Annotated in this window: 23 protein-coding genes, 14 tRNA genes and 1 rRNA gene; 32 read left to right on the top strand and 6 right to left on the bottom strand. The window is 47.9% G+C overall.

Annotation, left to right across the window (positions count from 1 at the left end; all coding sequences use genetic code 11):
- The first annotated feature begins 140 nt into the window (after positions 1–140).
- The 21 genes from rrf to KNO68_RS00105 all read left to right on the top strand — a co-directional run bounded on the left by rrf (position 141) and on the right by KNO68_RS00105 (position 6,538).
- Positions 141–257: ribosomal RNA gene (rrf, locus tag KNO68_RS00005) — 5S ribosomal RNA — on the top strand.
- Positions 258–265: 8 nt separating this feature from the next.
- Positions 266–340 (top strand) — tRNA-Asn (locus tag KNO68_RS00010).
- Positions 341–351: 11 nt separating this feature from the next.
- Positions 352–442: transfer RNA gene (locus tag KNO68_RS00015), tRNA-Ser, on the top strand.
- Positions 443–460: 18 nt separating this feature from the next.
- Positions 461–535: transfer RNA gene (locus tag KNO68_RS00020), tRNA-Glu, on the top strand.
- Between the two features lie 16 nt (positions 536–551).
- A tRNA-Met gene (locus tag KNO68_RS00025) sits at positions 552–625 on the top strand.
- 8 nt (positions 626–633) lie between these two features.
- A tRNA-Asp gene (locus KNO68_RS00030) sits at positions 634–709 on the top strand.
- A gap of 31 nt (positions 710–740) precedes the next feature.
- Positions 741–816 (top strand) — tRNA-Phe (locus KNO68_RS00035).
- A 5-nt stretch (positions 817–821) separates the two neighbouring features.
- Positions 822–905, top strand: a tRNA-Tyr gene (locus tag KNO68_RS00040).
- A gap of 3 nt (positions 906–908) precedes the next feature.
- Positions 909–979: transfer RNA gene (locus KNO68_RS00045), tRNA-Trp, on the top strand.
- A gap of 16 nt (positions 980–995) precedes the next feature.
- Positions 996–1,071: transfer RNA gene (locus tag KNO68_RS00050), tRNA-His, on the top strand.
- Positions 1,072–1,078: 7 nt separating this feature from the next.
- A tRNA-Gln gene (locus KNO68_RS00055) sits at positions 1,079–1,153 on the top strand.
- A 4-nt stretch (positions 1,154–1,157) separates the two neighbouring features.
- Positions 1,158–1,232: transfer RNA gene (locus KNO68_RS00060), tRNA-Gly, on the top strand.
- 9 nt (positions 1,233–1,241) lie between these two features.
- A tRNA-Cys gene (locus tag KNO68_RS00065) sits at positions 1,242–1,315 on the top strand.
- A gap of 9 nt (positions 1,316–1,324) precedes the next feature.
- Positions 1,325–1,405, top strand: a tRNA-Leu gene (locus tag KNO68_RS00070).
- Between the two features lie 144 nt (positions 1,406–1,549).
- A complete protein-coding gene (locus KNO68_RS00075; RefSeq protein ID WP_353047963.1) occupies positions 1,550–2,515 on the top strand; it encodes a DUF2332 domain-containing protein in 966 nt (321 codons plus the stop codon).
- A gap of 173 nt (positions 2,516–2,688) precedes the next feature.
- A tRNA-Gly gene (locus tag KNO68_RS00080) sits at positions 2,689–2,759 on the top strand.
- Between the two features lie 67 nt (positions 2,760–2,826).
- On the top strand, positions 2,827–3,975 hold the full coding sequence (gene queG / locus KNO68_RS00085) for a tRNA epoxyqueuosine(34) reductase QueG (RefSeq protein WP_214689400.1): 1,149 nt from the start codon (positions 2,827–2,829) through the stop codon (positions 3,973–3,975).
- The gene (locus KNO68_RS00090) at positions 3,956–4,396 is read left to right on the top strand and encodes a methylated-DNA--[protein]-cysteine S-methyltransferase (RefSeq protein ID WP_078146398.1); all 441 of its coding nucleotides are present in this window, start codon (positions 3,956–3,958) and stop codon (positions 4,394–4,396) included. The genes queG and KNO68_RS00090 overlap by 20 nt, the downstream gene beginning before the upstream one ends.
- A gap of 12 nt (positions 4,397–4,408) precedes the next feature.
- Positions 4,409–4,882, top strand: coding sequence for a tRNA (uridine(34)/cytosine(34)/5-carboxymethylaminomethyluridine(34)-2'-O)-methyltransferase TrmL (trmL, locus tag KNO68_RS00095; protein ID WP_015880908.1), 474 nt, complete (start codon positions 4,409–4,411; stop codon positions 4,880–4,882).
- A 226-nt stretch (positions 4,883–5,108) separates the two neighbouring features.
- Positions 5,109–5,666 carry a DUF5366 family protein gene (locus tag KNO68_RS00100; protein ID WP_078146399.1) on the top strand — a complete coding sequence of 186 codons (558 nt, stop codon included), beginning with the start codon at positions 5,109–5,111 and terminating at the stop codon, positions 5,664–5,666.
- Entirely contained in the window at positions 5,663–6,538 is an 876-nt protein-coding gene (locus tag KNO68_RS00105; RefSeq protein WP_215111888.1) for a hypothetical protein, read from the top strand. The genes KNO68_RS00100 and KNO68_RS00105 overlap by 4 nt, the downstream gene beginning before the upstream one ends.
- Positions 6,539–6,576: 38 nt before the next feature.
- Here KNO68_RS00105 and KNO68_RS00110 read toward each other — a convergent pair whose 3' ends face one another.
- Positions 6,577–8,367: a transglycosylase domain-containing protein gene (locus KNO68_RS00110; protein WP_215111889.1), complete on the bottom strand. Its 1,791-nt coding sequence runs from the start codon at positions 8,365–8,367 to the stop codon at positions 6,577–6,579.
- A 155-nt stretch (positions 8,368–8,522) separates the two neighbouring features.
- Here KNO68_RS00110 and KNO68_RS00115 point away from each other — a divergent pair, with 155 nt between their 5' ends.
- Genes KNO68_RS00115 through KNO68_RS00130 form a run of 4 tightly spaced genes read left to right on the top strand, consistent with a single transcriptional unit; the run spans position 8,523 to position 14,711 of the window.
- Positions 8,523–9,677, top strand: coding sequence for a glucose-1-phosphate adenylyltransferase (locus KNO68_RS00115; RefSeq protein WP_015880913.1), 1,155 nt, complete (start codon positions 8,523–8,525; stop codon positions 9,675–9,677).
- Complete coding sequence (glgD, locus tag KNO68_RS00120; protein ID WP_353047372.1) at positions 9,610–10,812, top strand: glucose-1-phosphate adenylyltransferase subunit GlgD; 1,203 nt, start codon at positions 9,610–9,612, stop codon at positions 10,810–10,812. The genes KNO68_RS00115 and glgD overlap by 68 nt, the downstream gene beginning before the upstream one ends.
- A 10-nt stretch (positions 10,813–10,822) precedes the next feature.
- Complete coding sequence (gene glgA, locus KNO68_RS00125) at positions 10,823–12,256, top strand: glycogen synthase GlgA (RefSeq protein WP_214685798.1); 1,434 nt, start codon at positions 10,823–10,825, stop codon at positions 12,254–12,256.
- A 22-nt stretch (positions 12,257–12,278) separates the two neighbouring features.
- Positions 12,279–14,711 carry a glycogen/starch/alpha-glucan phosphorylase gene (locus KNO68_RS00130; RefSeq protein ID WP_214731803.1) on the top strand — a complete coding sequence of 811 codons (2,433 nt, stop codon included), beginning with the start codon at positions 12,279–12,281 and terminating at the stop codon, positions 14,709–14,711.
- Positions 14,712–14,724: 13 nt separating this feature from the next.
- On the opposite strand, the gene KNO68_RS00135 is transcribed toward KNO68_RS00130, so the two are convergent.
- Positions 14,725–15,540, bottom strand: a complete 816-nt coding sequence (locus tag KNO68_RS00135; RefSeq protein WP_078146404.1) for a sulfurtransferase — start codon at positions 15,538–15,540, stop codon at positions 14,725–14,727.
- Positions 15,541–15,640: 100 nt separating this feature from the next.
- Between KNO68_RS00135 and KNO68_RS00140 the strand changes: the two genes are divergently transcribed.
- The 3 genes from KNO68_RS00140 (at position 15,641) to KNO68_RS00150 (ending at position 18,900) form a co-directional block, all read left to right on the top strand.
- Positions 15,641–17,368: a phospho-sugar mutase gene (locus KNO68_RS00140; RefSeq protein WP_214817730.1), complete on the top strand. Its 1,728-nt coding sequence runs from the start codon at positions 15,641–15,643 to the stop codon at positions 17,366–17,368.
- 126 nt (positions 17,369–17,494) lie between these two features.
- Complete coding sequence (locus KNO68_RS00145; RefSeq protein WP_078146406.1) at positions 17,495–18,253, top strand: transporter substrate-binding domain-containing protein; 759 nt, start codon at positions 17,495–17,497, stop codon at positions 18,251–18,253.
- Positions 18,250–18,900, top strand: coding sequence for an amino acid ABC transporter permease (locus tag KNO68_RS00150; RefSeq protein WP_214872892.1), 651 nt, complete (start codon positions 18,250–18,252; stop codon positions 18,898–18,900). Before KNO68_RS00145 ends, KNO68_RS00150 begins: the two co-directional genes overlap by 4 nt.
- 41 nt (positions 18,901–18,941) lie before the next feature.
- On the opposite strand, the gene KNO68_RS00155 is transcribed toward KNO68_RS00150, so the two are convergent.
- Both KNO68_RS00155 and KNO68_RS00160 read right to left on the bottom strand, forming a co-directional pair.
- Complete coding sequence (locus KNO68_RS00155; RefSeq protein ID WP_015880921.1) at positions 18,942–20,039, bottom strand: ABC transporter ATP-binding protein; 1,098 nt, start codon at positions 20,037–20,039, stop codon at positions 18,942–18,944.
- A gap of 104 nt (positions 20,040–20,143) precedes the next feature.
- Entirely contained in the window at positions 20,144–20,992 is an 849-nt protein-coding gene (locus tag KNO68_RS00160) for a PucR family transcriptional regulator (protein ID WP_287472313.1), read from the bottom strand.
- A 69-nt stretch (positions 20,993–21,061) separates the two neighbouring features.
- Between KNO68_RS00160 and KNO68_RS00165 the strand changes: the two genes are divergently transcribed.
- The 4 genes from KNO68_RS00165 to KNO68_RS00180 all read left to right on the top strand — a co-directional run bounded on the left by KNO68_RS00165 (position 21,062) and on the right by KNO68_RS00180 (position 25,019).
- Positions 21,062–22,153 carry a DUF445 domain-containing protein gene (locus tag KNO68_RS00165; protein ID WP_214689406.1) on the top strand — a complete coding sequence of 364 codons (1,092 nt, stop codon included), beginning with the start codon at positions 21,062–21,064 and terminating at the stop codon, positions 22,151–22,153.
- A 35-nt stretch (positions 22,154–22,188) separates the two neighbouring features.
- Positions 22,189–22,560: a YlbF family regulator gene (locus tag KNO68_RS00170; protein WP_015880924.1), complete on the top strand. Its 372-nt coding sequence runs from the start codon at positions 22,189–22,191 to the stop codon at positions 22,558–22,560.
- Between the two features lie 128 nt (positions 22,561–22,688).
- Entirely contained in the window at positions 22,689–24,464 is a 1,776-nt protein-coding gene (locus KNO68_RS00175; protein WP_215111890.1) for an SLC13 family permease, read from the top strand.
- Positions 24,465–24,527: 63 nt separating this feature from the next.
- Positions 24,528–25,019 (top strand): hypothetical protein, encoded by a 492-nt coding sequence (locus tag KNO68_RS00180; RefSeq protein WP_215111891.1) that lies wholly within the window; start codon positions 24,528–24,530, stop codon positions 25,017–25,019.
- 39 nt (positions 25,020–25,058) lie between these two features.
- On the opposite strand, the gene KNO68_RS00185 is transcribed toward KNO68_RS00180, so the two are convergent.
- The gene (locus KNO68_RS00185) at positions 25,059–25,277 is read right to left on the bottom strand and encodes a YhzD family protein (protein ID WP_015880927.1); all 219 of its coding nucleotides are present in this window, start codon (positions 25,275–25,277) and stop codon (positions 25,059–25,061) included.
- Positions 25,278–25,316: 39 nt separating this feature from the next.
- Complete coding sequence (dinB, locus tag KNO68_RS00190; RefSeq protein WP_215111892.1) at positions 25,317–26,408, bottom strand: DNA polymerase IV; 1,092 nt, start codon at positions 26,406–26,408, stop codon at positions 25,317–25,319.
- Positions 26,409–26,419: the final 11 nt, after the last annotated feature.

Raw genomic sequence — 26,419 nt, forward strand, 5'->3', positions numbered from 1 at the left:
GACACGTGGAGCTGAATGATACTAATCGGTCGAGGCTTTGATCTAGTCTAATGGTTTGTGTTGATGAATCCTCAGTTTTCAGGGAACAAACCCTAAAACAATATTGACATGCGTATGACGCGGTGTTAATATTCATTTTGTCTGGTGGCGATAGCGAGACGGCCACACCCGTTCCCATGCCGAACACGGAAGTTAAGCGTCTCAGCGCCGAAAGTAGTTGGGGGATCTCCCCCTGTGAGGATAGGACGTTGCCAGGCAAGATCGTTCCGCAATAGCTCAGTGGTAGAGCAACCGGCTGTTAACCGGTAGGTCGTAGGTTCAAATCCTACTTGCGGAGCCACTTTCTCTTTTGGAGAGCTGTCCGAGTGGCCGAAGGAGCACGATTGGAATTCGTGTAGGCGGCAAAACCGTCTCAAGGGTTCGAATCCCTTGCTCTCCGCCAGTTTTTCAAATATGTAATGGCCCGTTGGTCAAGCGGTTAAGACACCGCCCTTTCACGGCGGTAACACGGGTTCGAATCCCGTACGGGTCACCATTTAATTTTATATCGTCGCGGGGTGGAGCAGTCTGGTAGCTCGTCGGGCTCATAACCCGAAGGTCGTCGGTTCAAATCCGGCCCCCGCAATTAAGTCCGGTCTCGTGGTGTAGGGGTTAACATGTCTGCCTGTCACGCAGAAGATCGCGGGTTCGAATCCCGTCGAGACCGCCATTTTTATTTTAAAATCAATCATACTACATATGGCTTTGTAGCTCAGTTGGTAGAGCAAAGGACTGAAAATCCTTGTGTCGGCGGTTCGATTCCGTCCAAAGCCACCATATGTGGGGGGGTAGCGAAGTGGCTAAACGCGGCGGACTGTAAATCCGCTCCCTCGGGTTCGGCGGTTCGAATCCGCCCCCCCCCACCACTTAGGGGCATAGTTTAGCGGTAGAACTACGGTCTCCAAAACCGTCAGCGCGGGTTCGATTCCTGCTGCCCCTGTTTTAATTTCATCATGGCGATTGTGGCGAAGTGGTTAACGCACCGGATTGTGATTCCGGCATTCGAGGGTTCAATTCCCTTCAGTCGCCCCATTATTATTGGGCTGTAGCCAAGTGGTAAGGCATCGGATTTTGATTCCGACATGCGAAGGTTCGATCCCTTCCAGCCCAGCCATTTTGCGGAAGTAGTTCAGTGGTAGAATACGACCTTGCCAAGGTCGGGGTCGCGGGTTCGAATCCCGTCTTCCGCTCCAATGACTTTTGGCGCCATAGCCAAGTGGTAAGGCAGAGGACTGCAACTCCTTTATCGTCGGTTCGATTCCGACTGGCGCCTCCAACATAATATGCCGGTGTGGCGGAATTGGTAGACGCGCACGACTCAAAATCGTGTTCCTCTGGAGTGTCGGTTCGACTCCGACCACCGGTATCCGTATGACTCTAACTGAGGTTAGGGTCTTTTTTGTGTTCTCTATCCTTTATTGAGAAGGAAAGACATTCGTTCAGCTCGAATGTTTTTACAAGAAGAAACGAGGTGGGTGATATTCAATATACAGAATAATCGAATCGGTTCATCCGATTTGCTGACAACGAATGTGTGGGATCTAGTCGCTTATACGAAGTGCTGGCTAGAGAAGTGGCCCAGCATGAATGGCTCTTATCTTTGTGTGAAAACATACTAAAGGGACAACTTGTTCCAAATCTATTGTTTGCAGCTGTTCATGAACTGTTAATTCAACACTCTGCTGATGAGTTGGCCACCTATTATCCTAGCGTGACAAAATATCCAAAACAAGCTGAAGATGTATTTCCCTCTTTTTTAGCTTTTTGCCATACATACGAAAGTGAGATCCGTCATCGATTGAAGACCCGTCGTGTGCTGACGAACGAGGTTCAACGATGCCCCTACTTGTATCCAATCTTTTCGAAGATTCAACAACAGAAGAAGCGATCACTCGGACTGCTCGAAATCGGAACGAGTGCAGGGCTTCAACTATTTGTGGATCAATATGCTTATGAGTATAATGGCGTCTCATTCAATCCGATAAACGCCTCATCAGTAAACATCTCAGCGGCCGTTGAATCAGATGAACCATTCCGTCTCGAAGCTACGAGGCCATTAGAAATCGGAACGCGTCTGAACAATGTGGATTTGACAGACGAAGCAGAGCGGTCATGGTTAAATGTGTTAATTTGGCCAGAACATGAAACAAGGCGGCAACTGCTTCAGGCCGCCATGAATGAAGTCAATTTGAATAAGGTGACGCTCATTGAAGGGGATGTTGTGACGAAGTTACAAGAACTCGTATCGCGTGTACCTGAAGCGGAGATGTTATGTATCTTCCATACACACGTTGCGAATCAGATGTCACGTCCCGTCAAAGAAGAACTTTTGAAGCAAGTCGAGCGAATTGGACAAACACGAGACGTCTTCCATATCTATAACAATATCCAAGATCGTTTCCTTCATGTGGATTTGTATCAGAACGGTCAACTTACAGCGTTGACGTGTGCAGAAACAGAGGGGCACGGCCGTTAATTTCAAATCCTGACGCCACTCGATTCTTTGTTTCATCCATGATCTTTTGAATGATTAAGATATATTAACATATTGATTTCATTGATTTTAGAAAAACTTACGAATACTTGTTGACAGTTTAATAGTATAGGTGTATATTAACTATAGTCGCTTGAACGACAACAATATTTCATGCGGGTGTAGTTTAATGGTAAAACCTCAGCCTTCCAAGCTGATGACGAGAGTTCGATTCTCTTCACCCGCTTCATATCTCTCTGCCGAGTGGCGGAGAGATTTTTTGTATGCGAAAATATATAGAGGAGGTGAACGGAATGGACCCGTACACATTAAAACAACAAATCTTAGCGTATGCCGAAACCATCGGGATTGATGAGTTGAAAGTGACGACAGCTGATCCGTTCATCGTCATGAAACAACGACTCATTCGGCAGCAAGAGAAAGGGTTTGCCTCTGGGTTTGAAGAGCCCGACTTAGAGAAACGTACGAACCCGGAGCTCTTACTTGAAGAAGCCCAGTCGATCATTGCGATCGCCATCGCCTATCCAAGTAAATTAAAAGATGCGCCCCGTAGTGTCGCCGGCGAGAGACGAGGGTTGTTTGCTCGTGCTTCGTGGGGACTCGATTACCATCGGGCGGTCGGCGATCGATTGGCCAAACTTCAAGCGTACATTGAAGAATTGGTTCCAAACGTGCGAACGCGTTCGATGGTCGATACGGGTGAGCTCGTCGACCGTGCTGTCGCAGAACGTGCGGGGATTGGATTTAGTGGGAAAAACTGTTCCATCATCTCTCCTGAGAAAGGATCCTATCTTTATTTGGGCGAAATGATTTTAGATGTATACTTACCACCGGATGAAGCAATTGAAGACGGATGTGGGGATTGCGATAAATGTATGACAGCTTGTCCGACGACGGCCCTTGTAGAACCAGGTGTCCTCGATGCGAAGCGCTGTATCGCCTATCTCACGCAGATGAAGACGTTGATGCCACGAGAGTTTCGGTCGAAGCTTGGTGGTCGATTATATGGATGTGACACGTGTCAGCAAGTCTGTCCATATAATCGCAAAAAGGATTGGCGCCACCATGAGGAATTGTTACCGGAAGCTGAGATTGTCAAACCGCTCTTAGAGCCTCTTCTGACATTAAGCAATCGGGAGTTCAAACAAAAGTTCGGACATTTATCAGGCGCATGGCGCGGGAAGAAACCGATTCAACGAAATGCGATTTTAGCGCTCGCGCACTACCGTGAACCTTCAGCGATTCCAATCTTAAGGGAATTCATTAAACAGGATGAACGCGAAGATATGCGCGCGACGGCTGTTTGGGCAATCGGTGCGATTCTTGGACCTGATGCCGATTCGATATTTGAAGAGATTGAACGGAATGAAACATCTGATATGGTTCATGAAGAGATTCGCATATATCGAGAGGAGTGGGCACATGAAGATCGTGTCGTCTAAGTGGGGACCGCTAATGTACGAGATAAATGGAGCAGGTAAGTTGACCGAATTGGAGTTCACAACACATGAACCGAGAGAAGAGGCGCCTGAATGGTTGCGGGATCTCATGACGCGAGTCGAGCGGACAGGGTTTCAAGAAGCAGATCGTGTCTACGTCGAAATGAACGGGACACCGTTTCAACAGGAGGTCTGGGATGCGCTCTTGACCATTCCTTACGGCGAGACACGCACATATAAGCAAATTGCTGAACAAATCGGTCGACCGAAAGCCGTTCGCGCCGTCGGTCAGGCGCTCAATCGAAATCCGTTGCCGATTCTATTTCCGTGTCACCGTGTCATTGGAAGTGGTGGGAAGCTAGTCGGTTTTGCGGGAGGATTGGCTGAGAAACAACGCCTTCTAGAATTTGAAATGAAAAAGTGAGGGAAATCAACCATGGCAATTCATGTCGTAATGTTTCAACCAGAAATACCAGCAAATACAGGGAACGTCTCACGTACGTGTGCGGCGACGAACTCGGTGCTTCATTTGATTCGTCCGCTCGGGTTCTCGACGGATGATAAGATGTTAAAACGTGCCGGTCTCGACTATTGGCAATTTGTCGATGTACGCTATCATGACTCGTTAGAAGAGCTGTGGGAGAAGCATCCGGATGGTCAGTTCTTTTATATTACGAAGTACGGGGAACAATACCCGAGTGATTTGGACGTTTCAGATGTAGACGGTGACTATTTCTTCGTCTTTGGTCGTGAGACGAAAGGGTTACCGATGGAAGTCATCGAGAACAATTTAGATCGCTGCATCCGTCTGCCACAATCGAACCTCGTCCGTTCATTGAACGTATCGAATACAGCAGCCATCATCGTCTATGAGGCGCTTCGTCAACAGGGATATGCAGGATTGAAATAAAAAGAGCCGGATTCGTAAGAATCCAGGCTCTTATTCGTTACCCTCAGGTTTACGGTTATATCCAGCTGTCAAAATTGCTGCGAGGAAGACGACGCTGATTCCAACCATCAATAATAGGCCCATCCAAAAATCCCCCTTTTATTCTCCATAACTATAAATAGTATAATATACTTGGTAGGTGAATTGCACTGAATATAAGAAATTACTGTGAAATTGGAGAAGGAACATGAAAACGAATGTGTACTTACTGAGCTATGCCCCACTCATCGGAATTATTTTGTTTTCGATGTCACTTGCGATTGCGACCTCCGAGTACGTAATCCAATGGCTGAATCAAATTGGCGTATATAGTGAAATTATCGAACTATTATCGGTGCAAGAGACGAAAGTGCTCATGCTCGTTGTATTCTTCACGATTTTCTTTATGTTGTTTAGCGCCTTCAAATTGGTGGCCGATACGTTCAATCAACTCGGCTTCGCCTTTTTTGCGCGCGAAACGAATGGCACGTCGCTTCATCGGCTCAAACCTGGGGCCATCATCTTCCTCATCGGGTCTGGAATCAGCTTTCTCTTTTTGAACACGTTACTCGCCGTCATCGCCGTCCTCGTAGGAACGCTCTTGATGTATCTCTTTTACTATGTCTGGCAAGTAAGCCAATCGATGTCCGTCCCACGAGCCATCGGCTTATTGCTTATGCAGGCCGTCATGTGGGCGACGTTGATCAGCGGGTTAGGTTGGTCGGTCCTTCGCTTGTTCAACTCTGTCGGAGATATTATCTTATGAAGCATTCTTTTGGACCGACCTCGGATGTGATTGAAGCGTGGTGTCAATCATTTGTCCCAGAGGAAACCTTGTATTGGATTGATTCTTCGTTTCTTGAGGATATACCGAGTTCCTGTCTCGTGATTCCGAGGCAGGAATTTTTCAATCATCCGCTTTACCGTAGACCCGATATTACGAATCCATATGTGACGTGGCAGATGGGTCAAGACGTAACTTATGTCATCCATGCGTTCTCTGGCTTTTTGAAGGAGTTACAGGAGCACGTCAAAACACGTTTAATGGAATTTCAAGTGACGACCCATCGTGGCCTTGTTTTGCCGATATCGGTCGAGCAGATGAAACGTCTGTCGAATGAGATGATTGTAGAGAAGAATGGCACGCATCTCATCGTCTTGCATCCGCAAAATTGGATTGCGCTCGACATCGAGATGCGTCATTCTCTTCTGCTCGACTATGCGAAGGAGTGGGATCGTTGGGAAGGGGAACCCGGTGATGACTCGATTGCCTCGCATCTTGCGGACTATGCAAATTGGTTTCCCACCCAGGAGGGAAGTAACTGTCTCGCGGCGACGTTGTTTGCGGTCACAGGAAACGAACAAGTCGTTCACCAATGGGTTCATCCGGAGACATTCCTCCAGACCCTAAAGAGAAGTGAGTACGAAACCGTGAAGGATGATGCGCCAAGGTCGAATGACGTCTTGACGTATTGGAACGACCAAGGGCAACTGATTCATGCGAGTTACTGTGTGCGAGAAGGACTCTTTTTCAACAAACATGGTCAAGTTCGTTTCAATCCTTGGAAACTAATCAATCACGACGAGTTAATGGAGCATTGGGGAGCCTATCGACTTCAGATTGAACGTCGAACATAAGCAAAGGAGTCAGTCCACTTTTCAGTGGCTGACTCCTTTTATTGATGTGCCTGTGTCCAAACAATCGCCGGATACGCACGGTTGGCGAGTTCCGGGAACGGACGGGGCGTATCGGCACCGAGCCAGATAGCGGTGATCGTGCGGTCGGTCAGTCCGACATACCACATATCTTTATTGTCGTTCGTTGTTCCGGTCTTTCCTCCGAGATACTCAAACTCATGTTTCAGCTGATTCGCATAGCGACCTGTACCGTATGAGGTGACGGTCGATAACGCTTTTTTCATCTCACTAATCGTTTCCGGAGACCAGACTGTCTCTTCCGTTAAGATCGGGGTCAGTGTTGGTTCACCGGACTTGAATGTGATTTGTTTGATTGTATGTCCGGATGTATACTCGCCTTTATTTAAGAATGGGGTATAGGCGGCGGCGAGTTCTTTTGGGGAGACCCCTTGTGTGAGACCGCCAAGCGCACTCGCTAAGTTCTCGTCCTGTTCATCCCATTGACTGAACATCATATCAGCTGTCTTATACGCGCGTTCCTGATCGATTGCTGAGAAGGCGGCGAGCGCAGGTGTGTTATACGAGAAAGCGACCGCATCTTTCAATAAGACATCGCCTAACACACGGTTGTGACTATTTCCGGGACAATAAGAACCGTAACAAGCCGGACGACCGTCAAGTACCGTGTCAAGTTTCGCTCCTGTCTCTTCGATAAATGGGGCGAAAACGAGGATCGGTTTGATTGCGGAACCTGGTTGGCGGTACGCCTGGGTCGCTCGGTTGAACTCACCGACCTGCGTCATCTCAGAGTCGACCATGGCCACGATTCTCCCTTGAGGTGTCAGTTCCGTATAGCCACCGTTCACACCGGGAGGGAGTTGACTCATCACCTGTTTTGCTTGTTTCTGCTTCCCGGTTGATAAGTAAGTCTCGATCGTCGCTTCATGCGTGGACAAATATTCTCTCGCCTCGGTATCATCTAAGTCGTAACGTGTCCGTACCAATTGAATCGCTTCACGGACGGCTGTATCCATATAGTCCGGGTATTGAATCGTTTGACTGCGAAACGATGCTTGGAGCTTGACGCCATGATACTGATCGTAAGCACTCTTCGAGAGAACACCCGCTTCAAACAGTTGCGTCAAGATTCGGTCCTTACGCTCAAAAAAAGCATCAGATGGATTGAGCGGATCATAAAGTGACGGATTATTCGGTACTGTCAACAAGTAAGCGAGTTGATTCCAATTCAGATCGTCGAGCGGTCTTGAAAAGTATGTATCGGCTGCCGATTGAATCCCATATACATTATGTCCAAAAAAAATAACGTTGCTATAAGCTGTTAAAATTTCTTTCTTGCTATAATTTTTTTCTATTGCTCGAGCAAGCAATAACTCTTTCACTTTTCGTTCATATGTCCGTTCATGTGTGAGGTACACGTTCCGTGCCAACTGTTGCGTGATTGTACTCCCACCTTGGACAGATGTCTCGTTCGCGTTATTGATAAATGCTCGGGCAATCCCGCTCAAATCATAACCGGGATGAGCATTGAACTTACGGTCTTCGATGGTTGTAATCGCATCTTGGATATGTTCGGGTAACGCTTTCGGGGACACGTCATTTCTGCGGCCCGCCAAGTAGATTTGCTGTTCTCCACCGTTGTATGCGAGTGTGACGGCATGCATTGACGAGAGTGGTTGTGCCGATACCAGCTCTTGTCCCCAAGATAGAATTTCATCTGCCTGATCAATCTCTTCTTTCAATGCAGTGGCAAGTGACAAGGAAGCAGCCAAAAGTCCAGCAAAAAATAAGGTTCCAATCCAAGCTCTCATCTATTTCACCTCTCTCTATACATTATATCGTCCAATTTACAAAAAAATAAAAATGTAAACGTTATCATATAATAATTCGAGAAGGAATACTTTAGGAAAGGGCGAAAAAGGGTAAAAGAGGTTGTATATCACGATTTTGAGGAGGCTTATTATTTATGAAGCAAGAAATGGTTGCGATGCTCCTTGCGGGAGGAGAAGGAAAGCGATTGGGGCCTCTCACGCGAAAAACGGCGAAACCGGCCGTGAATTTCGGCGGAAAGTACCGCATTATCGATTTCCCATTGTCAAACTGCACGAACTCGGGAATTACAACAGTCGGGGTATTAACGCAATATGAGCCACTTGAATTGAATCGTTACTTAGGAATCGGGACGGCATGGGATTTAGATCGTCGCAACGGGGGGTTAGCCATTCTCCCACCTTACCAAGCACAGTCGGGGAAAAACTGGTACGAGGGGACGGCCAATGCAATCTATCGTAACTTGAGCTATATCGATGATTACGATCCAGATTATGTGTTGATTCTTTCGGGAGACCACATCTATAAAATGGACTACGAGAAAATGCTCGAAGCCCATAAAGAAAAACAAGCCGATGTGACCATCTCTGTCATGGAAGTGCCGTGGGACGAAGCGCCGCGTTTCGGAATTTTGAACACAGCGGATGACCTCCGTATCAATGAGTTCGAAGAGAAGCCAGAAGAACCGAAGAGCAACTTGGCTTCGATGGGGATTTACATCTTCAACTGGAGCGTCTTGCGCGAACATTTGATTAAAGATGCTGAAGACGAAACGTCTAGCTTTGACTTCGGGAAGAATATCATTCCGAACACGCTTCTTCAAGGACTCGACGTCTTCGCTTATAAATTCAAAGGCTATTGGAAAGACGTCGGTACGATCCAGTCTCTTTGGGAAGCGAACATGGACCTCTTGGAAGAAGAGCCTCCATTCGATTTATATGACCCGGAGTGGAAAATCTATTCGGTCAACCCGAACCAGACTCCTCAGTATATTGGAAAAGACGCTTGTGTCGAACAGTCTGTGATTAACGAAGGGTGTCATATCGAAGGCGAAGTCCAACATTCAGTGCTATTTTACGATGTCCGTGTTGGAGAAGGTTCACTCGTTAAAGACTCGGTGATTATGCCAGGAGCTAGAATCGGGAAGGATGTAACAATTCACAGAGCCATTGTCGCTAGCTGTGCAGTCATTGAAGACGGCGCGACAGTAGGTGAGCCGGGTGGTGAAATCGTTGTTATTGAACCACACGAAAACATTGAAAGTGGAACCGTCTTCAAACAAAGAGTTTGATACGAGTAAAGAGACACGCAAGGAGGCGTTACTGTTGACGAACGATTTATTAGGGGTCATTAACTTAGGAACGGAACAAGGTCTGTTTCCGGAATTTACTGGACATCGTAATCTGGCATCAGTCCCATTCTCAGGACGCTATCGCCTGATAGACTTCACCTTGACGAATATGATCACACAAAATATTAATCAAGTCGGGATCTTTACGTTAGATAAGTATCGCTCATTGATGGATCATCTCGGTTCAGGGAAAGAGTGGGATTTGGACCGTTCGCAAGGCGGTCTCCACATCTTCCCACCAGCGTTGAAACCGGACGGAGAAGCGTATCTTGGCGACTTGGCCAACTTCTCGATGCACCGTGAACACTTCATTCGCAGCAAGCAGCCGTATGTGGTCATCACAGGTTCGAATGTATTGACGACGATTGACTACAACGACATGCTCGCACATCATAAATCGATGGGCGCGGACATCACGCTTGCCTATACGACCCATGAACAGAAATGTGGCTATTGTCGTCCGATACGCCTTGGGGAGAATGACCGCGTCGTCGGCATCTCTGAGCGCGGATTCTCACCGGATGATGAGTACACGTACACAGAAACGATCATTATGTCGAAGAATCTCTTCATGCGTCTCGTTGATGAAGCGACCTCTAAAGGCGAATATGACCTGTTGGATGGCGTCATTCGTCCCCAGCTTCATCGTTTACACGTGCACGGGTACCATTATGTCGGGAAAATGCAGGTCATTCACTCAGTGCTTTCTTACTATAATGAAAGCATGCGATTACTCCGTGGCGAAGGCATCATTTATGACTTCCCGCATATCTACACGAAAATCAAACATGAGCCACCGACTCGTTATTTGAAAGGATCAAAGGTAAACGAGGCGCTCGTGGCAAATGGATGTAAGATTCATGGCGAGGTGCAAAATAGTATTCTCTTCCGTGGTGTTGAAGTCAGTAAACACGCACGCGTGAAAAACTCAATCATTTCATCAAAATCGATCATTGAAGAAGGAGCTGTCGTTGAAAACGCGATTTTGGATAAAGAAGTTGTTGTAAAACGAGGACAGGTCATCCGAGGCACAATCGACGAACCGATTGTCATCGCGAAACGAACAGTGGTATGAGGAGGATTTTATGAAAATTTGGTATGTTGCTTCAGAAGCGGCACCGTTCATGAAAACGGGGGGGCTGGCCGACGTTGTCGGTTCGCTCCCTCAAGCGGTGGCGGGCCTAGGAGAAGAAGTCAGTGTTGTCATGCCGAAATATGGCTCAATCGCTGAAGAGTATGTGGATGAGATGGAGTATTTATTCGACCTGATTGTTCCGGTCGGGTGGCGCAAACAGTTCGGGGCAGTCTTGAAGTTAGAGCGGGACGGCATCACGTATTACTTCATCGACAACGAGTATTACTTTAAACGTGACGGTGTCTTATATGGACACTTTGATGATGCTGAACGATTCGCCTTCTTCTCTCGCGCTGTACTCGAAATGATTGGGAAGATGGAAGACGTACCCGATGTCCTGCATTGTCATGACTGGCAGACAGGTATTTTACCGGCCTTCTTACGAATCCATTATCAACATATTGAAGCGTATCAACGCATTCGCACCGTGTATACCATCCATAACCTACAATACCAGGGGATTTTCCCAGAAGAGATTCTTGGAGAATTGCTACAGTTCGGTCCTGAACATTTCACGGCCGAAGGAATTCAACATAACGGTCTCGTCAATTACATGAAAGCCGGCATCGTCCATTCCGATCAAATCACGACCGTCAGCCCATCGTATCGCGACGAAATCATGGAACCCTATTACGGTGAAGGATTAGACGGGGCGTTGCGTCATCGGGCAGTCGACGTGCGTGGCATTTTAAACGGGATTGATTTGGCGACAAACGATCCGAGTACGGATCAGCGAATCGCAGAGATGTACAATCTAGACACCTATAAACAAGGAAAAGTTGTCAACAAACGGGCGTTACAAGAGCGACTTGGGCTTGAAGTACGTGACGATGTCATGCTCATCGGTTTTGTCAGCCGACTCGTTGACCAAAAGGGTCTCGATTTAATTAACGGTGTCCGTGAAGAACTTGGACAGCTCCCTTGCCAGTTCGCGTTCCTCGGTTCGGGACAACCGGAATATGAAAGAATCGTTCACGAGATGACAGCCGCTCACCCGGGGAAAGTCGGGTCATATATCGGTTTTGACATCGAACTCGCACACTTGATTTATGCGGGATCGGATGCCTTTTTAATGCCGTCACGTTTTGAGCCTTGTGGTCTCAGTCAATTGATCTCCATGCGATATGGCACCTTGCCGATCGTACGTGAGACAGGTGGACTCCGGGATACCGTGAAGCCGTACAACGAGTTCACGCAAGAAGGGACCGGTTTTGGATTCATGAACTACAATGCTCATGAGATGTTGGCGACGATTGAAAAAGCGATTCGTGTCTTCTATGAAAAAGAAAACTGGCATGCCCTCGTCCATCAAGCGATGACCGCGGACTATAGCTGGAAACAATCCGCCAAGCAATATCGTGAGTTATATCATTTATTCGCATGAGTGGAAGGAGCTAACTTGATTTATGTTCACAGATAAACAAAGCTTTGTCGACGCATTTAAAGAACGGTTCATTGCATTGAACGGGAAGTCGATCGAGGATGGGACAGAGCAGGAAGTGTATCAAACATTGGCAACGATGGTACGCGAGCAGGCCATGCCTAAATGGATTCACACCCGCGACCGTCAAGAAGAAAAACACAGTAAGCAAGTCATCTATTTCTCGCTAGAATTTTTATTAGGTCGCTTCTTATACAACAACTTGCTCAGTTTAGACGTATTGGAGCTCGTTAGAGACGGACTGCAAGATCTCGGATACGACTTCACAGACATTACCGAGTTGGAACCAGAGCCGGGTCTTGGGAATGGAGGGCTCGGGCGCCTGGCCGCCTGCTTCCTCGATTCGTTGGCTGCACTCAGTTTACCTGGGCATGGAAACGGGATCCGCTATCGTTATGGACTCTTCAAACAGAAAATTGTAGACGGCTATCAAGTCGAGTTGCCGGATAACTGGCTCCGTGACGGGAACATGTGGGAAACGAGACGTCAGGATAAAGCGGTCGAGATTAATTTCGGTGGCTGGATTGAGATGAAACAAATCGGAGATCGATTGCGTGTCGTCCATCATCCAGACGAGGTTGTTCTTGCCGTTCCGTATGATATGCCGATTATCGGTTATAAGAATGATGTCGTGAATACGTTACGTCTTTGGAACGCCGAATCACCACTTGACGACGAGGCGTATTTAGAGAAGACGAAAGGGACGTATAAAGACTTGTTGAAACATAAACAGTCGATTGCTACCATTTCGGAATTCTTGTATCCAGATGATACGACGTATGAAGGAAAAGTATTACGTTTGAAACAACAATACTTTTTTGTATCTGCAGGCATTCAATCGATGCTTGTTTCCTATTTGAAGCGAAATAAATCACTTAAGCAGTTAGGCGACCATTACGCGATTCATATCAATGATACGCATCCGGTCGTCGCAATCCCTGAATTGATGCGCATCTTGATGGATGAGCATGGATACGGTTGGGACGAGGCGTGGCGGATTACAAAGAGCGTCATGTCGTTCACGAACCATACGCTACTCGCAGAAGCGCTTGAGAAATGGCCGGTCGAGATGTACCAACGCCTCCTGCCGCGCGTGTATCAAATCATCGAAGAAATCAATCGACGTTTCTGTCGAGACGTACTCGTCAACTATCCGCACCTCGAATCCCATATGGGAGAGATTGCAATTGTGTCAAACGAACAGATCAATATGGCCAATCTCGCTGTCGTCGGTTCTCATTCAACGAACGGCGTAGCGCAAATTCATACGGATATTTTAAAACAGCGCGAGATGCGTTACTTATATGAGATGTTCCCGCTTCGCTTCAACAACAAGACGAACGGGATCACACACCGCCGCTGGCTCTTGAAGTCGAACCCGGGATTATCCGACGCCATTACGGAAGCAATCGGCCCGTCATGGATCGAACATCCGAACGACTTGGAAAAGTTGATGGATGTTTCGAAAGACCGGAGCTTCCAAGAAAAAGTCATGGACGTGAAGCAACAAAACAAATTGGACTTAGCGGCATACATTCAAGAAGAAACGGGAGAGACAGTGGACCCTCATTCCATCTTTGACGTACAAGTCAAACGCTTGCACGCCTATAAGCGACAATTGCTGAATGCCCTTCACATCCATGCGCTTTACTTGAAGATTCAAGCGGACCCGACGTTTACGATGGTGCCTCGCACGTTTATCTTTGGCGCCAAGGCGGCACCGGGATACTACTATGCGAAAGAGATCATTCGCTATATCAATGCCCTTGCCACGCTCATCAATAAGGACAAGCGGGCGAGTCAATTCATTAAAGTCATCTTCCTTGAAAACTATCGTGTCTCCATGGCCGAACGGATTTTCCCAGGGTCTGACTTGAGCGAACAAATCTCGACTGCGAGCTATGAAGCATCCGGTACCGGAAACATGAAATTCATGATGAACGGAGCCTTGACGATTGGAACGTTAGACGGGGCCAATATCGAAATTCGTGACGCCGTCGGTGATGATCACATCTTTATCTTTGGATTATCTCCGCAAGAAGTCATGAACTATAAGAAGTTCGGAGGCTATCATGCGGCAGAGATGTATCACGCACATCAGGAAATCAAAGATGTGGTCGATGGTCTTGTCAACGGAACGTTCGATAAAGTGGGCGAATATCAATTCCAATCCATCTTCGATTCTCTCCTCGTCTATAACGATGACTTCCTCGTCTTGAAAGACTTTGTCTCGTATATGCGGGCACAGCGACGAGTCGATGAGGTGTTCAGTGACCAATCACGTTGGGCTGAAAGCTCAATCGTCAATACGGCGAAGTCAGGAATCTTCTCGAGTGACCGTACCATCACGGAATACGCAAACGCGGTCTGGAATATCAAACCGACGAGCGTAAAATAAAAAGGATCCACCCTTAGGGGTGGACCTCGTTTTCTGGATAGCTGATCCAATCGGAATAGGATCCCGGATAGAGTCGGACATCATCTTTTCCGAGAGCGTGAAGCGCCAAAATATTGACGCAGGCGGTCACACCGCTACCACAGTAAAAGATGGGGTTCTCAACGGGAAGAACATCTTTATACAGTTCTTTTAAGTCGTGGAAGTCTTCTAACGTCCCGAGTTCTGTTATGGCCTCGGCATAAGAGCAGAGCAATGCGTTCGGAATATGACCTGCTTTTGAGTCGATTGGTTCATGTGACCCGTTGAAGCGATCTTCAGTTCGTGAATCATAGAGTGAGCCGCTCGCAGCAGCTTTCACTTCATCGAGTGTCGCAATCATATGGTCTTGGAAGTCTGGCGTATAGTCGCTTGTCGGATAGTGTGGAACGTCCGTAGTGGTCTCACCGCAATAAGTGATGCCAGATTGGATACCGCCTTCTAACACAACGACCCGTTCGTGACCGGCCCATTTGAAGAGCCACCATGCACGGGCTGCGAATGGGAAGCCGTCATCGTAAATGATGACCAAATCTTCTTTTTTCAAGCCGATGCGACGAAGTGTTGCCGTCCATGCTTCTTTCGAAGGGAGCGGATGCCGTCCGCCGTGTTCGCCGAGCGGACCGGACAAGTCTTCCATCAAATCGAGAAAGACAGCGTTCGGAAGATGTCCCTTTCGGTAGACATATTTACCATAGGACGCGTCGTTTAGCGAATATCGGCAATCGATGAAACGAATCGAGTTCGTATGCACGATTTGTTTTAATTCTTGGGCACGCATTGTTGGAAACATTAATATCACCTCGAGGTTTCGTTACTCTCATCGTATACAAGATGGAAGCAATTGGCGAGTACTTCGATTGAATTTTTTGAGGGTGAAAGGGGAATGAATCATGACATGGCAACAAACGTATGACCGTTGGAATCAATTCGAAGGGCTCGAGCCGCATTTACGTGCGGAACTTGAAGAACTCGCAAAAAATGAAACCACATTAGAAGATGCATTTTATAAGACGCTCGAGTTTGGAACAGGCGGGATGCGTGGAGAAATCGGACCAGGTGCGAACCGGATGAACGTCTATACGATTCGAAAAGCGTCACAAGGATTTGCTGATTTTATCTCAGCATCAGGGGAAGAGGCGAAACGTCACGGCGTCGTCATCGCCCATGACTCACGTCATTTTTCGCCTGAGTTTGCATTAGAAGCGGCGCGGACATTGGCATCAAACGGAATCAAGACGTATTTGTTCCCAAGTTTGCGTGCCACACCTGAACTGTCGTTTGCCGTTCGTCATTTAAATGCGTTCGGTGGCATCGTGATCACGGCGAGCCACAACCCACCGGAATATAACGGATTCAAGGTATATGGGGCGGACGGAGGACAGCTTCCACCAGCGGAAGCGGATGAACTCGTTACGTACGTCAATGCGATTGAAGACGAGCTGAAAATTCAGATTGAAGATGAAGCGGCGCTCCGACAAACGGGGCTACTCCTCACAGTTGACTCATCAGTCGATGAAGCCTATATGGAGGCGCTCCAGTCGATTCGGATTCATCATGACGTACAGGACAGCCCGCTTCGGATTGTCTATTCACCGCTCCATGGGACGGGACGCCGTCCGGTTATGGAAGGGTTGAAGGCGTACGGATTTGAGCACGTGACAATTGTAGAGGAGCAGGCAGAGCCAGATGGTGCGTTCCCGACTGTCAGTTATCCGAACCCGGAAGAAAAGGCTGCATTTAAATTAGCAATGGAATACGGGGACCGTGTCGATGCTGATTTACTTATGGCGACGGACCCGGATGCGGACCGTGTGGGCTTGACCGTGCGCGGACGGGACGGGGAGTGGTTCGTCTTGACTGGGAACCAGACAGGCGCGCTCCTAATGGAATACATCCTCTCACAAAAGAGTGAGACAGGTACGTTGCCGTCTAATGGATTTGTCGCTAAGACGATCGTCACGTCTGAACTCGGTGCTGCGATTGCAAAAGCGTACGGTGTACATCTTGAGAACACGTTGACTGGATTCAAGTTCATTGGGGAGAAGATCAAACAATATGAGGAATCAGGCGAATATGAATTCCTCTTCGGGTATGAAGAAAGCTACGGCTATTTGATTGGAGACTTCTGTCGTGATAAAGATGCTGTTCAGGCTTGCCTACTCGCAGCCGAGATGGCAGCTTATCATAAGCAACACGGTCGGACGCTTTATGATGCGCTGCAGTCGATTTACGAGAAGTATGGATTCTATGAAGAGTCCTTGCAGTCGATGACGTTAAAAGGAAAAGCTGGTCTCGAGCAAATCGGACGTATGATGGAGGCGTTTCGTGCCAATCCGCCAAAAGAAGTCGGTGGATATGAGGTCGCCCGTTTCGAAGACTATAAGAAACAAGTGGCGATCGATTTACAGTCCGGTAAATCGGAAACGATTGAATTGCCATCATCAAACGTCTTGAAATTCGTCTTTGCGGACGGTTCGTGGTTCTGTCTTCGTCCATCTGGAACCGAGCCGAAAATCAAGTTTTATTTCAGTGTGCATGCGGATCGTGCCGAGAAGACGACCGCAAAACGTGAAGCGATTGAGGCGGATGTTATGAAACAAGCGAAAGCGATTGATTGATAAGGAACATCACTCTAGAAATAGGGTGATGTTTTTTGTTTGACATGAAGACATCGCGCCAGTATGATGAGGATATTGTTTAAAACCGTGTAATCATATAAGGATTATAGGAAAGGCGGAATTATTATGAAAAAGACATTAACGAGCGTACTCGCAATCGGAGCTTCAGTCGGGCTTCTCGCAGCATGCGGTAACGAAACAGACAGTGGAGCGGACGAAGCGGTCATCACGGTCGGAACAGAAGCGACATACCCACCATTCACGTACAAAGAAAAAGGTGAATTGACTGGATATGACATCGACGTCTTGAATGAAGCGGCAGAACGTGCCGGTTATAAAGTGGAATACGAAGCAATGGACTTCAAAGGACTTGTCCCGGCACTCGACGCTGAACGCATCGACATGATTGCCAACCAAATGAGCATCACAAAGGAACGTAAAGAGAACTATGCATTCTCTGACCCGTACGCGGTGTCAGGAGCTCAAGTCATCGTTGGTTCAGACAACAATGACATCCAAGGGATCGACGACCTCGACGGAAAAGTAGTCGGATCGACACAAGGTTCTGCTTATGCACAAATGGCTGAAGAAGCTGGCGCTGAAGTGAAATTCTACAAAGGGGCGAACCAAGTCCTTCAAGACCTCGAAGTCGGTCGTTTGGACGCGGCCCTCAACGACCGTCTCTTCATCTTGACGGAACTTGAAAAAACAGGTTATGACGTCAAAGCAGTCGGTGATATCTTCAACACAAGTGAAGCTGGATTCATGACACGTCAAGATAGCGACGTGCTTGACAAGTTGAACGACGCGCTCACAGAGATGAAAGAAGACGGCACGATGAAAGAAATCGGTGAGAAGTACTTCGGTGAGGATATCAGTCAATGAATGAACTGATCACGACCGTCATAGAGAACCGCTCGGCCTATCTTGAAGCCATCCAGCTCACGTTGATCGCCAGTGTCCTGTCGATTCTTCTCGCCTTGGCGCTCGGTCTGATCATCGCTTTACTTCATAGTAGTCCGATTAAAATTGTACGATTGTTCACACGGACGTACATTTCGTTCTTCCGTGGAACACCGCTCTTACTTCAACTGTTGATCTTATATGTTGGGCTCACCGGGTTCGTTCAACTCAGTGGGATGCAGGCGCTCATCTTTGGATTAGGCTTCCACTTCGCTGCTTATATCTCAGAAGCGTTCCGAGCAGCCATCAACTCGGTCGACAAAGGACAAGTGGAGGCAAGTGTCGCACTCGGCATTCCGAAAATGAAACGTTTCAAAGACATCATTTTCCCACAGGCACTCTCACGTGCCATCCCACCTGTCTCGAACTCGGTCATCGACATCATCAAGTCGACATCCCTCGGGACGGTCATCGCGGTACAGGAGTTGACGTACGTGTCTGACCAGATTGCGGCCACGACGTATTTGGTCATGCCGTTGCTCTTGTTCTCGGCGTCGATTTACTGGATTTTATCGACCTTGATCCAAGCCGGTCAACACAAACTCGAACAGCGTTACGCGATTCGATAAGAAAAACCTCGATTCATACGAATCGAGGTTTTTTGTATACCTTAACGGATGACTGCTTCAGTTTCTCCGTCGAAGAAGTGTGCTTTTGTCATATCGAGTGCGAGTTCGACATCGTCACCCATGTGGATGTTCGAGCGACCGTCAACGCGTGCTGTGAACTGTTGTCCACCGAGTTCAGCGTAGAGGTAAGACTCAGACCCCATGAGCTCAGCGACGTCGATGTGCGCTTTGAACGTGTGTGTCGTTGGTGAGTCGATGTAGATTGGCTCATCGTGGATTGATTCGGGACGAATTCCGAGGACGAGCTCTTTTCCGACATAGCCACGATCACGAAGCGTCTTCATTTTTCCTTCTGGTACGTTGACTTCTTCACCGTTCGTGATGAATTTGCCTTCTGCGAGTGTACCGCGGAAGAAGTTCATCGATGGTGAACCGATGAAGCCGGCGACGAAGATGTTGTCTGGATGATCATATACTTCTTTCGGCGAACCGACTTGTTGAATGATTCCGTCTTTTAAGATGACGATCCGTGTAGCGAGTGTCATCGCTTCCGTTTGGTCATGGGTAACGTAAATCGTCGTTGTGTCCAAGCGGTTGTGGAGTTGAATGATCTCTTTACGCATTTGTACACGGAGTTTCGCATCCAAGTTTGAGAGTGGCTCATCCATCAAGAAGACTTTTGCGTCACGGACGATTGCACGACCGATGGCAACACGCTGACGTTGTCCACCTGACAGCGCTTTTGGTTTACGCTCGAGGTATTCTTCCAAACCGAGAATGCGGGCAGCGTCTTTTACGCGACGATCGATCTCGTCTTTCGGGAACTTACGGAGCTTCAACCCGAACGCCATGTTGTCGTAGACGCTCATATGCGGATAAAGTGCGTAGTTTTGGAAGACCATGGCGATATCACGATCTTTAGGAGCGACATCGTTCATTCGTTTCCCGTCAATGATAAAGTCACCGTTTGAAATCTCTTCAAGTCCTGCGATCATACGAAGTGTCGTCGATTTTCCGCAACCAGACGGTCCGACGAAAACGATGAACTCACGGTCTTTGATATGCAAGTTGAAATCGCTGACGGCTTTTACGCCACCATCGTAAATTTTATCAATGTGTTCTAAACGAATTTCTGCCATGTCGTTAGCCTCCTAAAGAATCTATGTGTATATAATAGCGCTTACAAGAACGATTATATAATGAAACCGCTTGCATTGAATATGGACAAGTTGCACAAAAACCGTCAATCGGATTTGTGCAACATGACCATGAGTTGAAGGAGGCTAGCGTCATAGAACGTTCGAGCATCGTAACCCGTCGTCTCAAATAGGCGATCGAGCCGATAATTTAGCGTGTTTCGATGCATGAACAGTGCTTTGGCGGTATGCGAGACATTCAACGAGTGACGAAACAACGCCTCTAATAATTCGATTGTCGATAAATCGAGCATTTGCATTAACGGGGCAGTGATATGCATCCGCTCTTTTGAGTCCTGTTGTAGTAAATAATGGTATAATAATTGACTAGCAGGGTAAGTTTTAGTAGACATACGTGCGTATGGCATGAGCAATTGATGTTGACGATACACATGGGCAAGCGAACCTTGTGGACGTTCGCTATAGACAGCATGTGCCTCGATGAAACAGTCACTCGCAATGGCCCGCAATACGTCTTCAAACTCCTGAAGATCGACGAATGGGCTTTGCTCAATTAGCTCGATATGTCTTGTCGACATCAAGATGACCTTGGCATGCGGCATAAAGTCACGGACGATATTGACGAAGGATTCGAACGATTCTTCTTCTGCTTCTTGGAGAGAAAGAGAGATGAGCCGAAACGGTTGCTCAAAACGAAACGTCTCATCTTGAAGTGTTGCTTGCCATTTTCGTTGATGGGGGTCTGATTGAAGGATTGGCGTCGCCCACATCGCCAACAGCTTTTGTTCGCGTTCGCTCAATTCGAACGCGGGGAGTCCGAATAGGGTACCATCTTGCGTCTCGAACCAATCAAGGTCACCAGATGCATCTTCCGACCGATGGACAGCAGTCGGAAAAATCGATTTAATACGATCAAACGTATTCAATACTATCACCTCAACAACAATGTATCATATTTCAGATCGGAGGCTTGCAGTTTGGACGGGTTATTTAAGATTTTACTCATGATATTGATCGGGGCGACCATCGGGGGCGTGACCAACTTTCTCGCCATCAAGATGTTGTTCCGACCACACGAACCGAAATACATCGGTTCATTCCGGATTCCTTTTACACCAGGACTCATTCCGAAACGTCGAGATGAACTGGCATCTAGTTTAGGGAAGACGGTCGTCAAACACCTATTGACACCAGAGGGTATGCGGAAGCGATTGCTAGATGACCAAGTGACGACGCATATTACGCACTTTGCGCAACAAGAGGTCCAGACGATGTTACGCTCGGATAAGACGGTTCGCGAGCTATTGGAACCCCTCTATCCGAACGCAGAGGCACGATTCCTCACGCTAGCAGATGAAAAACTACGTGACGAGCTATCGAACGTCATGGCTGAAGTGAAAGAACGAAAGCTGTTTGAGTTACTTGGAGAAGAAGGGATGGACCGTGTACGAGTGGTCATTCCTGAAGTCGTAGAGGCGCTTCTCGTCAAATCAGAGGAATATTTCTATTCTCCTGAAGGTGAGGCGCAACTTCGTCACATGGTTGACTCGTTCGTCCAGCGTCGTCTCGGATTTATCGCAGGGTTCATTCAAAACATGAACTTTGTCGAGATGGTTCGACCAGAAATCGTCAACATCTTACGTGGTCAATCGACCCGTGACGGAATGACGACGATGATCACGCGTGAATTTGAGCGATTCAGTGAGAAGACGGTCGATACACTGATCGATGACCGACTCGAAGCACGACTCATCGATGGCATCACAGACCAAGTTGTATCTCGTTTGCCAATCGGACAATTATTGGATCGTCCGGTCTCGTCGTATACACAGTCCGTCGAATCCCGCATTGTCGACGAACTCGTTCCACAAGGTGTCGCGCTTGTCATTGAGCGCTTCACGAACCAAATGGAGACAATCATGGACCGATTGAAGATTGATAAGATTGTGCAAGAGCAGGTCCAATCACTCGACACGTCGTACCTCGAAGAGATCGTCTTATCGATCTCGAAACGAGAGTTCCGGGCAATAACATGGCTTGGTGCGCTGTTAGGTGGTATGATTGGGTTGATTCAAGGGTTGATTGCCATCTTGTGATGGCTTAACCCTAATAGCATTTAGGAGGACGTTACATGTCACAAACAAACTTGTACGACCAAGCTTACCAATTGGAGAAAGCACTTCGCGATTCTGAAGAGTTCACAACACTCTCTTCTTTATACGATCGTGTCAATGCGGATGCGGAAGCGAACCAGTTGTTCGCTGACTTCCGTAACATCCAAATGACGCTTCAACAAAAGCAGATGCAAGGAGAGGAAATCTCTGAGCAGGAAATGATGGATGCACAAACGAAAATGATGAACGTTCAACAGAACGAATTGATCATGGAGCTTATGCAAGAAGAGCAACGCATGCACCAACTCGTCACAGAAGTGACGAAAATCATCATGAAACCACTTGAGGAGCTTTACGCGCCGATGGTGAACGAAAACGAAGTTCAATAAGAAATGATGAGCGGATGGCTATTGAGCCATCCGTTTTTTTGTTGATGAGATTGTCACACGCTTGAAGTAAGCGCTTACATAAAGTGGGTTATAATGAAGTTGTGACAATATTGAAAGGGTGAATCAGCATGATCACGGTGATAATCCTTTTAGGGATGATTTTCTTTTTTATAGCAGGATGGTTACGGGCGGACGTGGTGGCCTTGATTGGACTCGTTTGCCTCGTGCTCACACAGCAATTGACGCCAGGTGAAGCGATGGCTGGTTTCTCCAATCCGGTCGTCTTGATGATTGCTGGACTGTTCGTGGTCGGAGCGGGATTGTTTCATTCTGGTCTGGCGGAACGGTTGGCTTCTTTACTTATTCCATACGCGGGCGGGAGTGCGACGCGATTATTCTACCTGTTTATGTTGACGGTGACGCTCTTGTCGAGTGTCATGTCCAATACGGGCACCGTCGCCTTGCTCATTCCCGTTGTGATGGTAATGGCACGAAAAATCCAACAGTCTACGGATTCTTATCTCATGCCACTCGCCTTTTTTTCTAGCATTGGTGGAACGATGACACTGATTGGGACTCCTCCCAATCTTGTTGCGGCAGGAGCGCTCCGTGGCATCACAAATGAACCGCTCGGATTCTTTTCATTGTTTCCAATTGGTCTGGTCGTGATGGTGATCGGACTGATTTATTTCCGGCTAATCGGGAACCGCTTACTCGATCAAGGTGGGGCGAAACAGTGGTCGAAAACGGAGGTGAGTGAGCCATTGCGTCCAAACGTCTATGTGATGTCGATTGCAAAGAGTCATCCGTTAATTGGGAAACAGTTACGTGACCTTCCATGGTCTCATGAAGGGGTTATAGTCTTGAAGGAACGAGTTCATGGACGACACCATCATGAGACGGCTCATGCGGACACCGTACTACGTCCCGGGGAATTACTTGTCAGCGGCGAGGAACGGCACGTTCGGAACTTTTCCGAAAAAGAACAGATTCCATTTGAACCGATTGAGGCCACCCGTATAGATGATCGAACCGGAGGGGTTCTCCTGTTCACGGTCCCAGGGGTGAGTCGACTAATCGGGAAGCGAATCAGTGAGAGTCAGTTACGTAATCAGTTTCATGTCAATGTCTTAAAAGTCATCCGACCACAAGAAGAGATTGCACACGTGCGATTGAAAGACACGCCATTGAAACAAGGGGACATGTTGATGGTACAAGGGACTTGGGATGATTTAGAGCGGATGGAGCAAGAGACACATGACCTGTTGTCGAATGAACGGGTGACCAAGGTGGCCAATCGAGTCGTATCCGGGCGTCATCAGCTCGCAGCAGGTATCATCATGCTCACGTTGTTGCTCCTGTTCATGTTCGAATGGGTTGACCCGACCGTTGCCGTATGGCTGGCTGCGCTAGCGATGGTGTTGAGTGGAGCTGTCCGACAGATGGACGTCGCCTATCAATCCATTCAATGGTCCTCGCTCGTCTTGATTGCGGCCATGATCCCGGTAGGTACAGCGCTTGAAAAGGCGGGAATCATGGCATGGGTCGTTGCATGGATTGAAAGGACGTTTGCCGACTTTGGTCCCACTTGGGTACTCGTCGTCTTATTCGTCTCCACCATGATTCTTAGTCAAATCATCTCGAATACAGCGACCGCTATTTTGTTCGTCCCCCTTGCGATTGCACTCGCCGAATCGATGTCTGTCAGTCCGGCTCCATTCGTCGTTGCGGTCGCCATCTCGGCGTCACTCGCTTTTATGACCCCGTTCGGATCTCCGACAAATGCGATGGTCTTTAGTATCGGCAACTATCGATTTATGGATTTTGTCAAAGTCGGTGTGCCGTTGCAACTCATCACGGGAATTATAGGAATTCTGATGATTCTCATCCTCTTCCCATTTTGAATAGGATTTTTGGGGACAAGTATCGAAAATAGAGGAATCAGGAGATGAAAGGGGGGGACGATGATGAAAAAATGGATGATTGTATTCTTCTGCCTGTTTCTTGTTGCGTGTGGGAAAGAGATGGAAACTGAATCAGAACTGGAGATGACGGAGAACGGGCAGGTGGCCGAAGCGTATCTCGAGGAACAACAGTACCCGATTGTCTCTTATGAAGGCGAGCATACGAGTACCTTGACCTTAGAGGAACTGGCAGAGGATCGTGAACGGAACGTTTGGGGACTACAACCGGTATCACCGGATGAATACGTCGGTAAGACCATCTACTACGAAAACTTTACGGTGGAAGATCATCCGATTGGTGAGCAATCTCCCGCAGGACAGACTGCTGTCTCGGTAATGATTGTGGATGGAAAGGTCATCGGCGGGACATCATTCCCCGTGACAGACGGATCAGGTTCAGGGAACGGATATAGTTTGAGCGGAGAATCGCTTGAGGATATTCACCCCGATCTTCAAGAATGGCAGGATGCGTGGAATGAAAAATATGGTGAATGAAAAGTAGACCAAGACAATCATTGTCCTGGTCTACTTTTGTTAAGATGCCGTCCCTTTCAGTTTCCCCGGTAATTTGCAACGCTCGAAGTAGATGAGTTGCCCCCGTCGTACGATACGAGCCCCTTTATGCTCATGTCCAGCAGCACGAAGCATGTCGAGCCCTTTTTGTTTGGCCGACTGATCGTCGCTTGCTTCGAACATTTCATTCAATACGAGCGTGCCATCATTTTCAAATCCTGTTACCGTGTATGTTTCCATTCACACGACCCCCTTTTCTTCATTTTAATGAATGGTCATTCATTCTTCAAGAGAAGGTTTTGTCAGTTCGTCGAATGTCAGCTGTCGTGTCGATTCAGTTCGGGGAATCAAATCGGATACGGTCAGTCCGATCAAGCGGACGGGCTCGGTGACGTTCATCTCGTCGAAAAGACGTCTAGCAAGTCGTCTAATCTCATCATGGTCATGCGTCGGGTGGTTTAATTTGATTTGATGACTCCGAGCCTGAAACTCGCTCGTCTTTATTTTGATGGTGACCGTTTGACAGCTCAAGTCGCGGCGATCGAGCTGACGCAATACGTTCTCCATCTCCGGAATGACCCGTTCGAACACTTCTTCCGGGTCATCGATATCAAATGCGAACGTCGTTTCTGATCCAATCGACTTACGCTCCCGCGTGGCCACGACAGGACGCGTATCGCGTCCATGTGCCAGTTCATACAGTTGTTGCCCACGATCGTGTCCAAAGATGGCTTTCAGTTGCTCGGGACGAGTTTGTTGAAGGTCACCAATCGTATGGTAGCCACTTTTATAAAGTGTTTGAGCGGTCACTTTTCCGACGCCATGCATGGCTTCGATGGAGAGGGGAGCGAGAAAGGTTGCCACTTCATCAAGCGGGACGACGGTGAGTCCATTTGGTTTCTCAAATCCTGAAGCGATTTTCGCGACAAACTTTGACGGTGCGACTCCGGCAGACGCGGTGAGACCGGTGCGACGCTTAATTTCGCCTAATATATACCGGGCGATAAAGGGTCCAGATGTGCTCAATAACGAATTCTCCGTCACATCGAGATAAGCCTCATCGAGCGAGAGTGGTTCGACGAGCGGTGTGACGGACTTAAAAATCTCCATCACTTGTGCGCTGACTTGTCGATAGGCCTGAAACCGTGGTTTGACAAACGTCGCATGGGGACACAAGGCAAAAGCGCGACGTGATGACATCGCGCTGTGTACGCCGTATTTCCTCGCCTCATAGGAACATGTCGCAACGACCCCACGGCTGTGGGGTGGGCCTCCTACGATGACGGGCTTTCCTCGTAAGTTAGGATGGTCACGCTGCTCGACAGAGGCATAAAATGCGTCCATGTCCACATGAATGATGAGTCGTTCCATAACATCACCTT

Source organism: Exiguobacterium sp. s75, assembly GCF_018617145.1.
Taxonomy (GTDB): Bacteria; Bacillota; Bacilli; order Exiguobacteriales; family Exiguobacteriaceae; genus Exiguobacterium; species Exiguobacterium profundum.